The organism is Micromonospora vulcania, assembly GCF_042658605.1.
In the GTDB taxonomy this organism is placed as follows: domain Bacteria; phylum Actinomycetota; class Actinomycetes; order Mycobacteriales; family Micromonosporaceae; genus Micromonospora; species Micromonospora vulcania.
Genome location: NZ_JBHSQS010000009.1, coordinates 1 through 12,500, shown reverse-complemented (window position 1 = coordinate 12,500; position 12,500 = coordinate 1). Strand labels below are relative to the sequence as shown.

At 72.3% G+C, this 12,500-nt stretch carries 14 protein-coding genes; 7 read left to right on the top strand and 7 right to left on the bottom strand.

From position 1 onward, the window contains the following. Nucleotides 1-38: 38 nt before the first annotated feature. Both ACFQGL_RS16520 and ACFQGL_RS16515 read right to left on the bottom strand, forming a co-directional pair. Complete coding sequence (locus tag ACFQGL_RS16520) at nucleotides 39-1,010, bottom strand: LysR family transcriptional regulator (protein ID WP_377512581.1); 972 nt, start codon at nucleotides 1,008-1,010, stop codon at nucleotides 39-41. Nucleotides 1,011-1,097: 87 nt separating this feature from the next. Beyond that, the gene (locus tag ACFQGL_RS16515; RefSeq protein WP_377512578.1) at nucleotides 1,098-1,697 is read right to left on the bottom strand and encodes a hemerythrin domain-containing protein; all 600 of its coding nucleotides are present in this window, start codon (nucleotides 1,695-1,697) and stop codon (nucleotides 1,098-1,100) included. A 173-nt stretch (nucleotides 1,698-1,870) separates the two neighbouring features. On the opposite strand from ACFQGL_RS16515, the gene ACFQGL_RS16510 reads away from it, so the two are divergent. Together ACFQGL_RS16510 and ACFQGL_RS16505 are read left to right on the top strand one after the other, a co-directional pair. Continuing rightward, complete coding sequence (locus ACFQGL_RS16510) at nucleotides 1,871-3,199, top strand: M20/M25/M40 family metallo-hydrolase (RefSeq protein ID WP_377512575.1); 1,329 nt, start codon at nucleotides 1,871-1,873, stop codon at nucleotides 3,197-3,199. 58 nt (nucleotides 3,200-3,257) lie between these two features. Next, the gene (locus ACFQGL_RS16505; RefSeq protein ID WP_377513148.1) at nucleotides 3,258-3,920 is read left to right on the top strand and encodes a hypothetical protein; all 663 of its coding nucleotides are present in this window, start codon (nucleotides 3,258-3,260) and stop codon (nucleotides 3,918-3,920) included. An 84-nt stretch (nucleotides 3,921-4,004) separates the two neighbouring features. On the opposite strand, the gene ACFQGL_RS16500 is transcribed toward ACFQGL_RS16505, so the two are convergent. The 3 genes from ACFQGL_RS16500 to ACFQGL_RS16490 all read right to left on the bottom strand — a co-directional run bounded on the left by ACFQGL_RS16500 (nucleotide 4,005) and on the right by ACFQGL_RS16490 (nucleotide 5,626). After that, nucleotides 4,005-4,196, bottom strand: coding sequence for a DUF5703 family protein (locus ACFQGL_RS16500; RefSeq protein WP_252414786.1), 192 nt, complete (start codon nucleotides 4,194-4,196; stop codon nucleotides 4,005-4,007). Between the two features lie 219 nt (nucleotides 4,197-4,415). Beyond that, nucleotides 4,416-5,210 carry an SseB family protein gene (locus ACFQGL_RS16495; protein WP_377512572.1) on the bottom strand — a complete coding sequence of 265 codons (795 nt, stop codon included), beginning with the start codon at nucleotides 5,208-5,210 and terminating at the stop codon, nucleotides 4,416-4,418. Then, the gene (locus ACFQGL_RS16490; protein WP_377512569.1) at nucleotides 5,207-5,626 is read right to left on the bottom strand and encodes a YbaB/EbfC family nucleoid-associated protein; all 420 of its coding nucleotides are present in this window, start codon (nucleotides 5,624-5,626) and stop codon (nucleotides 5,207-5,209) included. The genes ACFQGL_RS16495 and ACFQGL_RS16490 overlap by 4 nt, the downstream gene beginning before the upstream one ends. A gap of 94 nt (nucleotides 5,627-5,720) precedes the next feature. Here ACFQGL_RS16490 and ACFQGL_RS16485 point away from each other — a divergent pair, with 94 nt between their 5' ends. The 3 genes from ACFQGL_RS16485 to ACFQGL_RS16475 are packed head-to-tail and all read left to right on the top strand — an operon-like array spanning nucleotide 5,721 to nucleotide 8,041. After that, nucleotides 5,721-6,053 carry a hypothetical protein gene (locus tag ACFQGL_RS16485; protein ID WP_377512566.1) on the top strand — a complete coding sequence of 111 codons (333 nt, stop codon included), beginning with the start codon at nucleotides 5,721-5,723 and terminating at the stop codon, nucleotides 6,051-6,053. Further along, complete coding sequence (locus tag ACFQGL_RS16480; protein WP_377512563.1) at nucleotides 6,050-7,111, top strand: WXG100 family type VII secretion target; 1,062 nt, start codon at nucleotides 6,050-6,052, stop codon at nucleotides 7,109-7,111. Before ACFQGL_RS16485 ends, ACFQGL_RS16480 begins: the two co-directional genes overlap by 4 nt. Before the next feature lie 21 nt (nucleotides 7,112-7,132). Further along, the gene (locus tag ACFQGL_RS16475) at nucleotides 7,133-8,041 is read left to right on the top strand and encodes a hypothetical protein (RefSeq protein ID WP_377512560.1); all 909 of its coding nucleotides are present in this window, start codon (nucleotides 7,133-7,135) and stop codon (nucleotides 8,039-8,041) included. A gap of 13 nt (nucleotides 8,042-8,054) precedes the next feature. Here ACFQGL_RS16475 and ACFQGL_RS16470 read toward each other — a convergent pair whose 3' ends face one another. Next, nucleotides 8,055-9,026: an aldo/keto reductase gene (locus ACFQGL_RS16470; RefSeq protein ID WP_377512557.1), complete on the bottom strand. Its 972-nt coding sequence runs from the start codon at nucleotides 9,024-9,026 to the stop codon at nucleotides 8,055-8,057. A gap of 186 nt (nucleotides 9,027-9,212) precedes the next feature. On the opposite strand from ACFQGL_RS16470, the gene ACFQGL_RS16465 reads away from it, so the two are divergent. Further along, nucleotides 9,213-10,265: an LLM class F420-dependent oxidoreductase gene (locus tag ACFQGL_RS16465; protein ID WP_377512554.1), complete on the top strand. Its 1,053-nt coding sequence runs from the start codon at nucleotides 9,213-9,215 to the stop codon at nucleotides 10,263-10,265. Then, entirely contained in the window at nucleotides 10,262-11,098 is an 837-nt protein-coding gene (locus ACFQGL_RS16460) for an undecaprenyl-diphosphate phosphatase (RefSeq protein WP_377512552.1), read from the top strand. The genes ACFQGL_RS16465 and ACFQGL_RS16460 overlap by 4 nt, the downstream gene beginning before the upstream one ends. A 99-nt stretch (nucleotides 11,099-11,197) precedes the next feature. Here ACFQGL_RS16460 and ACFQGL_RS16455 read toward each other — a convergent pair whose 3' ends face one another. Beyond that, nucleotides 11,198-11,785, bottom strand: coding sequence for a hypothetical protein (locus ACFQGL_RS16455; RefSeq protein WP_377512550.1), 588 nt, complete (start codon nucleotides 11,783-11,785; stop codon nucleotides 11,198-11,200). Between the last annotated feature and the right edge of the window lie 715 nt (nucleotides 11,786-12,500).

Genomic DNA, 12,500 nt, shown 5'->3' with positions numbered 1-12,500 from the left:
GTGCGACGCCGCTCCGACCTCGGCCGCCGGGGTCGCGGTCAGACCCCGCTGGGCTGCCGCACGCCGAAGGCGGGGTTGCGCAGCAGCCAGTCCAGGTAGCCGGGATGCGGGGCCAACGAGTCGGTGTACGCCGACTTCGCCGTCTCCAGCACCAACTCGGCTCCCTGCGCGGCGGGGGAGTCCGGGTGCCAGCCCAACAGCAGCCGCCAGCGCAGCGGTACCCCGGCCAGCCGCCGGGTGACCAGCCCGGTGACCGGGCGGAACGTCGCCTGGCACAGTGCCACCGCCACGCCCGCGTCCACCAGGTCGACGCAGCCGCGCACGTCGGTCTCGTACAGCTTGCGGGGTGTGAAGCCGGCGCGGGCGCAGGCGGCGGCGAAGCAGTCACCGAAGCAGCCGTCGCCCGGCGCGGCAACCCACTGCTCGTGGCGCAGGTCCACCAGGTGCACCTCGTCGCGCTCCGCGAGCGGATGGGTCTCCGGCAGCAGCACCAGCACCGGGTCGACGGCCACCTCCCGCCAACTCAGCCCGAACTCGGCCGACGGGATGGCGTCGCCGCACACGCCGGTGAGCGCGAAGTCCAGCCGGCCACCGGCCACCAGCTGCGACAACTCGTCCACCGACCAGGAGGCGTACGTGGTGATCTGTGCGGGCGGATGCTCGGCGGCCAGCCGGTGCACCATCCGGCCCAGGATCGGGCTGTTCACCCCGCCGAACCGGTAGCACGGCGGCGCGTCGCCGGCACCGGCCAGCCGGGCCGCCTCGTCCTGCAACCCCTTCATCGCCGGCAGCAGCACCCGCGCCCGGGCCAGCACCAGCTCGCCGAGCGCGGTGGGCCGGGCCCCACGCCGGTCCCGGTCGAACAGCGGCCCGCCCAGCGTCCGCTCGATGCGCTGGAGCTGGGCGGTCAGCGCCGGCTGGGCCAGGCCGAGCGCCGACGCCGCCTTCGTCACGCTCCCCGTCTCCGCGATCGCGCAGACCACCCGTAGGTGACGCAGCTCCAGGTTCATACGGTGACGGTAGGACTACGCCGCAGTCGGCGGAAGGGCCTGAGCGGATCGGTGATTTTGAATGTCCAGGCCCATGCCGCCGTCGCCTCAGTCGCGCGGTTGCTCCGGCAGGTCCGCCAGGTACGTCGGGCGCCGGGTCACCGCGTCGAGGACCTTGTCCACCACCCCGACCGCCGGCTCCACGATCCGGTTCCACGGAGGGGTGGCCGGGGTGCCCGGGTGCGGCCGGGTCGGCGCCGCCTCCTCGGCGATCTCCAACCGGTTGCCCAGCCGGATCAGCTCCTCCTCGGTGGCCGCCCCGCGCAGCTCGGTGACCAGCGTCCCGACCCCCTCGACGTGCCGGCGGACCAGCTCGGCGACCTCGGTCAGCGTCTCCTCGGTCAGCCCCTTGAGGGTGGCCAGCAGCGCGGCGTCGGCGTCGAGTTCGGCGTCCACCCGCTCGACGGCGTCCGGCAGCGCGGCCCGTACCGCCGGCAACAGGTACTGCTCCTCGGCCGAGAGGTGTCGAGACAACGCGGCGGTGAGCACCGGCAGCCCCTCCTGCGGAGTGGTGTCCGGGCCGGTCAGCTGGTCCAGCAGCGCCAGCAGCTGCTGGTGCTCCTTGTCCACGGTGTCGGCGATGCTGCGTCCACCGGGCCGGTAGGCCGCCTCGGGCGCGGGCGGCAGCGGTGGCAGGTTGACGGTCATGGTGCCCTCCTCGACTGGCGGGCGATAACGCCGGCAGGCGGATGTGCGGTCGTCGGCGCGATACCCGAACCCCCGTACGCCGAAACCGCACCCGGATTCAACGGCCTGGGTGCGCCGGAGCGCCGTGCCGGTGCGCCGGCCCGGCGGCAAGCTCGGGCTGGTATGAAAGGGCGATGACGAGCGACGCCGCCTCCGCCCGACCGGACCCCACCGCAGAGGTCGTGGACCTCTGCCGCGACCTGCTGCGGATCGACACCACCAACACCGGGGACAACGACACCAGCGTCGGTGAGCGCCGCGCCGCCGAGTACGTGGCCGAGAAGCTCGCCGAGGTGGGCGTGGAGTCCACGCTGCTCGAGTCCGCGCCGGGCCGGGCCAACGTGGTGGCCCGCATCCCGGGCACCGACCCGAGCCGGGGCGCGCTGCTGGTGCACGGCCACCTGGACGTGGTGCCCGCCGACGCCGACGAGTGGTCGGTGCACCCGTTCTCCGGCGAGCTGCGCGACGGCTACCTGTGGGGTCGGGGCGCGATCGACATGAAGGACTTCGACGCGATGGTGCTCGCCGTGGTGCGGCACTGGCAGCGCACCGGCGTGCGCCCGCCGCGGGACATCGTGCTGGCGTACACCGCCGACGAGGAGGCCGGCAGCGACTACGGCGCGCACTTCCTGGCGCAGCAGCACCGAGGGCTCTTCGACGGCTGCACCGAGGCGATCGGCGAGGTCGGCGGCTTCTCCTACTCGGTCAACGACGACCAGCGGCTCTATCTGATCGAGACCGCCGAGAAGGGCATCGACTGGCTGCGCCTGCACGCCAAGGGTCGCCCCGGGCACGGCTCGATGGTGCACGACGACAACGCGGTCACCGCGCTCGCCGAGGCGGTCGCCCGGATCGGCCGGCACCGCTTCCCGGTGGTGGTCACCGACACCGTGCGCGCCTTCCTGGAGGAGGTCTCCGACCTGCTCGGCATCGAGCTGGACCCGGAGGACCCGGAGACGGCCATCGCCAAGCTCGGCCCGATCGCCAACCTGATCGGCGCGACCATCCGCAACACGGCCAACCCGACCCGGTTGAGCGCCGGCTACAAGGACAACGTCATCCCCGGCCGGGCCACCGCCACCATCGACTGCCGCAGCCTGCCGGGGCAGTCCGAGCTGCTGGAGCGGCAGCTGCGCGAGCTGATCGGCCCGGACATCGAGATCGAGTACATCCACCGGCAGCCGGCACTGGAGACCACCTTCGACGGCGACCTGGTCGAGGCCATGTCGGCCGCCCTGCGGGCCGAGGACCCGGGCGCGCGTGCCGTGCCGTACATGCTCTCCGGCGGCACCGACGCCAAGGCGTTCTCGAAGCTCGGCATCCGCTGCTTCGGGTTCGCGCCGCTGCAACTGCCCGCCGATCTGAACTTCTCCGCGTTGTTCCACGGCATCGACGAGCGGGTTCCGGTCGACGGACTACAGTTCGGCGTGCGGGTTCTCGACCGGTTCCTCCGCACCTGCTAGCCGTGTCCGGTAGCTGCATCCGGCGCGCAACCTCCCCATCGTGAAGGGACTGCCCCACATGACCGACCAGCACGGTGAGCTGGACGCCGCTCTCGAGCGCGTGATCGAAGCGGCCCGCCACCACCTGGCCGCCGTACGTGCCGCCGAGGGCCGCGTCGACGACGACGACGTCTGGCAGGCGTACGTGGCGTTGAACAACGCGTCCTACGCCTACGACGAGCGACTGCTCGACGCCTTCGGCGAGGTGACGCCGTGGGACGTCGACTCGATCGACCCGGACGAGGCCGACGAGCGTTTCGGCGGTGCCGAGGGGGCCGAGGCCAGCGACCCGCACCCCCGGGTGATCTCCGTACGGCAGCGGCGTGACTACCGCGTGCCGAGCGTGTCCGCGCTGCTGCGGGTGGCCGAGGCGGCCCGTCGCGAGGGCACCCCGGAGGACGACGAGCCGGCGCCGGTGGAAGGGGTCGGCGAGGCGGTGCTGGAGCTGCTGCAGAGCGGCGACGGCTCGCTCGGCGCGCTGGACGTCCCGGAGCTGGAGCCGCTCGACGGGGTGGTGATGGTCAGCGAGGTGGGCACTCCGGTCGACCTGGAGTCGTTCGAGGACGACGACGCGGTCGGCCCGTTCCAGCCGGCGGCCGACGACCGGCTGGTCGGTCGACTCGACGAGCACCCGTTCCTGGAGCTCGACGACGACCACGACCACGCGGGGCACCAGCACTGAGCACGACGCGCCCCGGGCCCGATCGAGCGTCGATCGGGCCCGGTCGCGCGTGTCGCCGGGCCGATGCGCTCGACCCGCTGGGCCTCAGTACGACAGACCTGGCTGCGGGTGGTTGACCCGTCGCCGGCGCAGCACCACCTGGCGGGTGCCGTCCCGGAACAGTCGCACCCGGGCTAACTCCCACCCGGAGAACTCCGCCTGGATCGCCAACTGCGCCGCGGCGGTCAACCGGTCAACGTTCGGCGGCAACCGTAGCGGCGCGTATTCGTAGTCCATGCCACCCATGCTGCCCAGCCCAGCGGCCGTTCGCCACCCCCTGCGGGGTGATCGACGCCGCTGTCGTGGGTGATTCGTACCGCCCTGGGCGCCGCCGCGTGCCGCGTGCCGATCGCTGCCGTCCGCGCCGCCGCGCGGGCGTGCGCCTGCTGCCGTGCGGGCGTGTGCCTACCGCCGTGCGGGTGTGCGCCCGCTGCCGTGGCGGGCCGGCGCCGGGCGTCAGTCGGTCGGGACGTTCGCGGTGAGCAGGGCCGCCAGGGCCGGCGCGGCCAGTGCGACCGCCCGGGCGCTGCCCGGGTCCACCGCCAGCCCCCACGACGCGTCCGGCCAGTCCGCGAACAGTTCGGCGCAGGGCAGCGCCACGAACGGCACGCCGTCGCCGGTGAACGCGGCGAGGGCCCGAGGCGAGGTGAACACCGGCAGCAGCGGTGCGCCGGTCGCATCGCCGACCACCGTCCAGGGGAAGTCGTCGTCCGCCGTCGGTTCACCCGCGAGGGGTACGCACACCGTGGCGCCGGCCAGCACGCCGAGGTAGCCGGGCAGCTCGCGCCGGCCGGCGGCCGCCACGAGCAACTCCACCACCGCCGGCTCGGCCGAGTCGGTCGGCGCCGGCCCACCGGCGGCCTGCCCGGTCGGCGCCGGCCCACCGGCGGCCTGCCCGGTCGGCGCCGGACCCGCGGCGGCCGGTGGCACGGGCCGGCAGGAGAGCGTGCCCGGGTCGTCGGTCAGTACCTCGGCGGCGGTACGGGCCACGAACATGCTGACCCGGTCCAACTCGTCCGGGGTGCGCGCGGTCTCGTACCACCAGGGGGCGTCGCCGGCCGGGCGGTGCCAGCCGAGCGCGGCCAGGCGTGCCTCGTCGTACGCCGGGCAGGCCACCCGGACGACCTCGCGGCGCACCAGCAGCCGGAGCGCCCGCGGACCGGCGGACAGCTCCAGGTCGGTGTCCCGGTCGCAGCGTGCGAGCGTGTCCCGCAGCCGAATGATGATCTCCGGCCAGGTCGGTGCCGTCATGCCGGCGAGCCCGGCAAACGGTCGTCGAGCCGCCCGAGCCGGCCGATGGTCTCCTCCAGACGACCCAACGCCGAGAAGTCGCCGGGCTTACCGAACAGGTCGGTCAGGCCCGCGCCGAGCTCGACGTCCAACCCCTCGGTGCGCTCCTCGACCTGCTCGGTCGCCGCGGTGCTCGCCCGCCGGTAGGCATCGAGCACCAGCTCCGCCAGCCCCTCGGTGCCCACACGCAGGGCGGTGGGCGCGAAGGTGATCCCGGTGAGCGTGCCGGTCGAGTCGACGGTCGCCGTGACCAGCCCGCTCTCGTCGGTCGCGGTGCTGGTCAGCTCGGCCAGGTCGTCGCGCAGGCCCGCGAACCGGCGTTCGATGTCGGCGATCCGTCCGGCGAGCGCGTCGAACGCGGACATCGGGTCAGCCATGAGAATCCTCCCCCGTGGACCGTGCACCCGGGGTGGTGCTCGGTGGCCGGGGAATCGTATCGTCGGTGCGCCGGACACACGGGGGAGGAACGGCATGCCGCCAGACATCGATGTCGACGTGCAGGCGGTCCGTCGACTGGAGACGGCCGCCAAGCAGGTCGCCAGCTCGCTGAGCGCGCTGGAGAGCCAGATCGCCTCGGCCGGCGACGTACCCTCGGACGCCTTCGGCCACCTGCCGTTCGCGAGCGACATGCTCCGCGACAAGTACGCCGAGCAGGTCACCGGCGGCATCGAGCTGTTCACCTCGGCGCAGGGCGCGTTCGACCGGGTCGCCACGGCGCTGTCCGACACGGTCCAGACGTACGAGCTCAACGAGCAGGACATCGACGCCGGGTTCAAGGGCATCCAGGCGGCGATGCCGGGATGAGCGGGCCGGCAGGCAGCGCCGTCCAACTCTGGAACGGTCTGAACAGCGCGCTCTCCGGGGTGGAGGACGCGGTCAACAGCGTCTGCAAGACCCTGGCCTGGCCGCTCATCCAGCTCGTCGACATGGTCGACGGCGAACCCGCCGTGCTGCGCGCGAAGGCCGCCGAGTGGGACGCGCTGGCCGCGCAGGTGCGCGACCTGGCGCAGGGGCACCGCGGCGTCCGCGAATCCGCGCAGACCGGGTGGCGCTCACCCGCCGGTGACGCGTACGGCCAGCGGCTGGCCGAGGTCGAAGAGCAGTTGCTCGGCGTCGCCGAGCAGTTCGCCGCGACCGCGGAATACCTGCGCGGCGTCGCCGACGCCCTGCAGACCGTGCACGACGTGCTCGTCGACCTGTGCGTCGAGTTCGTGAACTGGCTCATCGTCACGCTGGTCACCGCACTGCTCATGGCGCCGTTCACCGCCGGGGCGTCCTGGGCGGCGGGCATGGGGGTCGCGGTGACCCGGGGCCTGATCGTGGTCACCCGGGCGTTGAAGGTCATCAAGCCGCTGGCGGGGCACCTGCAGAAGGTCATCCGCCTGCTCCAGCGGGTCCTGATGTACCTGCGCAAGCTGCGCAACCACCTCGACAAGCTGGTCGACATGCAGAAGGCGCTGCGCAAGGGCCAGAAGTACGCCGACAAGCGGCGTCTCGCCGGCAAGGCCGACAAGTGGTACCACAAGGTCACCGACCCGGCGAAGGGCACCTACAAGCTGGGCAAGTCCGGCTCGCCGTTCGACATGAGCCAGTTGGACCGGCTCGGCGCGCTACGGCAGCACGGCCTCGTCGACGGCGCCCGGGTGGTCGGCCGGGACTGGGCGACCAACCTGCCGTGGAACGTGCCCAACACCATCGTGCACGGCGTCACCTGGGGGACCGTCGCGCTGACCACCGGCCTCTCCGTACCCGGAAGCGACCTGGTCAGCGACAAGGTCGACAAGGCGGTGCAGGGCGGCGCCGACTGGATCGACCAGAATGTCTTCGGGCAGCCGCCCGCCAACCAGCCGGCGGGCCGGTAGGCCCCGTCGAGGAGGTAAGGCGTGTCAGCAGGGGAACGGGGTCGGCTCGGTCGGTTCACCGACGCGGTGCTCGGCGGCGCGCGGGTCGCCCGTGACAAGGCCCGCGAGCTGCGCGACGAGTTCCGTACCAGCGACGAACCCGAGCGCGCCCTCGTCGCGCCGCTGGTGGCGGGGCAGGAGCTGCGCTATGTGGGGCTCGCCCCGGTCCGCACCCCGGAGACGCACAAGGCCGGCCGGCAGCTCGCCGACGGGATGGCCGACGAGTTGGCCGACGCGCTCGACCCCAAGGTGCTGTTCGGGCTGCTCAACATCGTCAACCCGGTGGTCTGGGTCGACGCGGTGATGACGCCGGTACGGCTGGCCGCGGGCGTGCTGCTGCTGCCCGGCAAGGCCGCCGCCGTCGCCGGGGGCGTGGCACAGACGACCGAGCCGGAGCCGGCCGCGCCCCGCCAGCCGGTGCAGCGCGAGCCGATCGCGCTCACCGAGGAGCAGGAGGCCTTCCGGGCGTTGTTCCGGCTCAGCCTCTACCGCCCGCTGGCCGAGCAGCTCGCCGAAATCGCCTACAAGCGCCGGTACGTCTTCAGCGGCGACCTCGCGACCCTCGCCGGCAGCCTGCTGCTCTTCCTGGAGCGCTACACGGGCACGCCGGTGGCGGTGACCGACACCCACCTCTACCTGCTGCGAATGGGGCTCCGCCCGGACGCGGACCGGCCGGACCGACGCCAGCCGCGGGTGCTGTGGAGCGTGCAGCGCAGCCGGGTGACCCGGATCGACTCCGAGCGGGGCGTGGCCGGGCTGGTGCAGTTCCCGTCCACGATCTTCTTCGACGACGGCTCCTGGATCCGCATCGTCAACCCCGCACCCCGCGACGACCAGTCCCGGTTCCTCACGGCGATCCGCGAGATCCCCGGCCAGCGTCCGACGCCGTGACCGGGCCGGCGGGTCAGCTGTCGCGCTCGGGGTAGCCGACCGGCACCGACGAGACGTCGTCCAGCGCGGTGGTGATCTCCTCGGGCAGCGTGATCCGCTCCACCTGGAGCGCGCCGAGCAGCTGCCCGACCGTCCGGGCACCGAGGATCGGCGCGGTCACCCCGGGCCGGTCGCGGATCCAGGCCAGCGCCACCTCCAGCGGCGACACGCCCAGGCCACCGGCCGCGGTCGCCACCGCCTCCACGATGCTGGAACAGCGCGGCTCCAGGTACGTCGCGACGAACCGCTCGAAATGCGGCGAGGCGGCCCGGGAGTCCGCCGGCCGGCCGTGCCGGTACTTGCCGGTGAGGACCCCCCGACCCAACGGCGACCAGGGCAACACGCCGAGGCCGAGCGCGTCGCACGCGGGCAGCACCTCCCGCTCCACGCCCCGCTCCAGCAGCGAGTACTCCACCTGGGCGGCGACCACCGGCGCACGGCCCGGCCAGGCGGTCTGCCAGGCGGCGGCCCGCGCGGTCTGCCAGCCGGAGAAGTTCGACACACCCACGTACCGGACCCGGCCGCTGGCCACCGCGTGATCCAGCGCGGCCAGGGTCTCCTCCAGGGGGGTGTCCGGGTCGTACCCGTGCACCTGGAAGAGATCGACATGGTCGGTGCCGAGCCGGCGCAGCGACGCGTCCAGGGTACGCAGCAGATGCCCACGGGAGCCGTCGCGGCGTCGGCCGCTGCCCGGGCGCAGCCCCGCCTTGGTGGCGATCAACAGCTCGTCGCGGGGGACGAGCGCGCCCAGCAGCGAGCCGATCACCGACTCGGCGTCCCCGTCGCCGTACACGTCGGCGGTGTCGATCAGGTTGCCGCCCGCGTCCAGGTAACTCTTCAGCTGGGCGGCCGCATCGTCGGCGTCGGTGTCCCGGCCCCACGTCATGGTGCCGAGCGCGAGCCGGGAAACCGCCAGCCCGCTTCGGCCGAGCGGTCGCTGTTGCATGGGTGAACCTTATTTCGAACCTGCCGCCACGGATATCCTCGCTCCCGTCATCTCTGCCGGTTCTGCCGGTTCCGCCGCCGAAGGTGCCGTGACCGGCAGGGCATCATAGGTGGCGAGCCGGTGATCGAGGCCGTTATCGGCATTGCGTAACCTGATGCGACCTGTGCCACAGATGGGGGAGGACCAGTGCGACTCGGGCTCAGCCTCGGATATCAGACAGCGTGGAGTACGCCGGCGGACCACCTGGCGCTGGCCCAGGAGGCGGACCGGCTCGGCTACTCGGTCGTGTGGGCCGCGGAGGCCTACGGCTCCGACTCGCCCAGCATGCTCGCCTGGATGGCCGGTCAGACCGAGCGGATCGACGTGGGCGCCGCGGTGATGCAGATCCCCGCGCGTACGCCGGCCGCCACCGCGATGACCGCGGCCACCATCGACGCGCTCTCCGGCGGCCGCTTCCGGCTCGGCCTGGGCGTCTCCGGCCCGCAGGTCTCCGAGGGTTGGCACGGGGTGCGCTTCGCCAAGCCCCTGGCGCGCACCCGCGAGTTCGTGGACATCGTCAAGCTGGCCATCGCCCGCAAGGAGGTGGCGTACGACGGTGAGCACTACACGCTGCCGCTGCCGGACGGCCCCGGCAAGGCGCTGCGGCTGGGCTTCCACCCGCCCCGCGAGCACATTCCGATCTACCTGGCCGCGGTCGGCCCGAAGAACCTGGAGCTGGCCGGCGAGATCGCCGACGGCTGGCTCGCCGTGTTCTACGCCCCGGAGTTCGCCGCCGAGCACCTCGCCTCGGTGAGCGCCGGGCGGGCCAAGGTCGACAAGGACCTGGCCGGCTTCGACGTGGTGCCGTCGGTGCCGGTGGTGGTCGGCGACGACGTGGCCTCCTGCGCCGAGTTGGTGCGCTGGTACGCCGCGCTCTACGTGGGCGGGATGGGCAGTCGGCAGCAGAACTTCTACAACCAGCTCGCCACCCGGATGGGTTACGGCGACGCCGCCCGCGAGGTCCAGGACCTGTACCTGGCCAAGCGGCAGCGCGACGCGGCGGCGGCGGTGCCGATGGAGTTCATCGACCGCACCTCGCTGCTCGGTCCGAAGGAGCGCATCGCCGAGCGGATGCGGGAGTACGCGGCCTCGGGCGTCACCACGCTCTCGGTGACCCTGTTCGTGGCGGACCGGGACAGTGGCGTGCAGACCCTGCGTACCGTCGCCGAGGCGCTCGACCTCTCGGGAGTCGGCGAGTGACCTGGGTCGAGGCCATCGTCCTGGGCATCGTCCAGGGACTGACCGAGTTTCTTCCGGTCAGCTCGTCGGGGCATCTGCGGATCACCTCGGCGATCTTCTTCGACCGCGACGCCGGCGCGTCGTTCACCGCGGTCACCCAGCTCGGCACCGAGGCCGCCGTGCTGATCTACTTCGCCAAGGACATCTGGCGGATCACCCGGACCTGGCTGGTCGGGCTGCGCGACAAGTCGGTGCGCGCCAGCCTCGACTACCGGATGGGCTGGTACGTCATCGTCGGCTCGATTCCGATCGGGCTGTTCGGTTTCGTGTTCAAGGACCAGATCAAGACCGCCGGCCGCAACCTGTGGGTGGTCTCCACCACGCTGATCGTGTTCGCGTTCGTGCTGGCCTTCGCCGAGTACTGGGGGCGGCAGACCCGCACCCTGGAGAACTTCCGGCTCAAGGACGGCGTGGTGATGGGCTTCGCCCAGGCCATGGCGCTGGTCCCCGGCGTGTCCCGCTCCGGCGGAACGCTCACCGCCGGGCTGCTGCTCAACCTGACCCGGGAGGCGGCGGCGCGGTACTCGTTCCTGCTGGCCATCCCCGCGGTGGTGATGTCCGGGGTGTTCAGCCTTGGCGACGTCTTCGAACCGTCCGCCCCGGGCACGTCCGCGCCGTCCGTGGCACAGATGGTCGTGGCGACCGTGATCGCCTTCGGCATCGGGTACGCGGCCATCGCCTGGCTGCTGCGCTACGTCGCCCACCACACCCTGTACGTCTTCGTGCTGTACCGGGTCGCGCTGGGCACCCTGGTCCTGGCCCTGTTGTTGACCAACCAGATCAGCGCCACCTGACCGACCCGCGTTTCGGTCTCGTCGTGGTGTGGACATGCCGCTGGCCGGCACCCCTGAGGGGGTGCCGGCCAGCTTTGTGTGTGGCTCTCAGTGCTGTGGTCAGCTGTTCCAGTGCTGGGCGACGAGGTCGGCGGCCTGCTGTTCCCACTGGGCGTAGGCGTCGGGGTAGGCCGAGACCTGCACGGTCTGCGCGGCCTGGGTCAGCGGCATGTCCTGCCAGCCGTCGACCTGCTTGAGGCCCTTGAGGAACGCGGTGGTGGCGTAGGCGGGGTCGGTGATCTGCTCCGGCGTACCCCAACCCGAGCTGGGGCGCTGCTGGAACAGGCCCAGCGAGTCGTGATCGTTGGCGTCGCCGAGGTGGCCCAGGTTCTCCAGCTTGGATTCCTGCAGGCTGGTGGCGATGGAGATGACCGCGGCCCGCTCAGGCAGACCGGCCTTCTTCGTGGCCGCGATGATGGCCTTGGCGTCGTCGGTCTGCTCACCGTTGAGGGTGATGCGGGACTGCTCACCCTGGGTGCCGTGCGGGATCAGCTTGCTCATGTCGGGCTTGTCGGCCTGCACGACGGCGACGGGCTTGGCGTCGATGGTCGGGGCGGCGGCGTGCGCGGCGATCGGACCGGCGGAGATGCCACCGGCGAACGCGAGACCAGCAACGGACAGCATGCTCTTACGAATGATCGTGGTCATGGGGGTAGCTCCTTCGGGGGTAGAGACACCCGCCGCCACCGGGGATCGGCGTGCGGGTGTGTGCACCTCGTCCGGCGCATCAAGAAGGGGAAAGTCTTGGGGTCGGCGGCCTGCGAGCGGGGGGCTCGTACCGCCGGGGTTCGGTCGGCGGCCTGCGAGCGGGGGAGCTCGTGGCGCCGGGTCCAGGTGTAACGACCGGGGGCCGGGGATCATTCCGGGGCCGGCCCATCCGCTCCGCTAGCAGCCTGTCCGCCGAGGCCGGGGCCGGGGGCGGGTCGCTCGGGGGCGGCTGGTGGTGCTGCGATCGTCAGGGTATGTAACGCCGCCCGGCCGGCCCCGATTCCAGCCCACGAGTGCACCCGACCACGGGACACACCACCCCATACCGGGCACCTGACCAGCAGGCCGCCCACCGAGCCCGGGTCAACCGGACGGCGGGGCATGATCGACAGGAGGTTACTGATCTCGCGGCATCCGGAGCCGGTGGCACACCCCCGCGACATCACTGATCTCCTGTCGATCACGCGGCAGCAGCCGGCGCACAGAGGCGGCCACCGCACGCAGAAGGCCGCAAAGCACGCATAACGCCCCCGGAAAGCTCCAGGATGCGGTGACCCCAACCCTCCCTGCCCCCTTCCCCGCCCCCAGCCCCGTCGATCTAGGGCATATCGGTGCTAGTTGATCTACGAGAGCGATGATATGCCCTAGATCGACG

Excerpts from the sequence above, each read along its gene's own strand:
- ACFQGL_RS16515 (WP_377512578.1), bottom strand. The coding sequence starts at position 1,697 with ATGACCGTCAACCTGCCACCGCTGCCGCCCGCGCCCGAGGCGGCCTAC.
- ACFQGL_RS16520 (WP_377512581.1), bottom strand. The coding sequence starts at position 1,010 with ATGAACCTGGAGCTGCGTCACCTACGGGTGGTCTGCGCGATCGCGGAG.
- ACFQGL_RS16490 (WP_377512569.1), bottom strand. The coding sequence starts at position 5,626 with ATGGCTGACCCGATGTCCGCGTTCGACGCGCTCGCCGGACGGATCGCC.
- ACFQGL_RS16500 (WP_252414786.1), bottom strand. The coding sequence starts at position 4,196 with ATGGACTACGAATACGCGCCGCTACGGTTGCCGCCGAACGTTGACCGG.
- ACFQGL_RS16505 (WP_377513148.1), top strand. The coding sequence starts at position 3,258 with ATGACCGACCAGCACGGTGAGCTGGACGCCGCTCTCGAGCGCGTGATC.
- ACFQGL_RS16495 (WP_377512572.1), bottom strand. The coding sequence starts at position 5,210 with ATGACGGCACCGACCTGGCCGGAGATCATCATTCGGCTGCGGGACACG.
- ACFQGL_RS16510 (WP_377512575.1), top strand. The coding sequence starts at position 1,871 with ATGACGAGCGACGCCGCCTCCGCCCGACCGGACCCCACCGCAGAGGTC.
- ACFQGL_RS16470 (WP_377512557.1), bottom strand. The coding sequence starts at position 9,026 with ATGCAACAGCGACCGCTCGGCCGAAGCGGGCTGGCGGTTTCCCGGCTC.
- ACFQGL_RS16455 (WP_377512550.1), bottom strand. The coding sequence starts at position 11,785 with ATGACCACGATCATTCGTAAGAGCATGCTGTCCGTTGCTGGTCTCGCG.
- ACFQGL_RS16485 (WP_377512566.1), top strand. The coding sequence starts at position 5,721 with ATGCCGCCAGACATCGATGTCGACGTGCAGGCGGTCCGTCGACTGGAG.
- ACFQGL_RS16480 (WP_377512563.1), top strand. The coding sequence starts at position 6,050 with ATGAGCGGGCCGGCAGGCAGCGCCGTCCAACTCTGGAACGGTCTGAAC.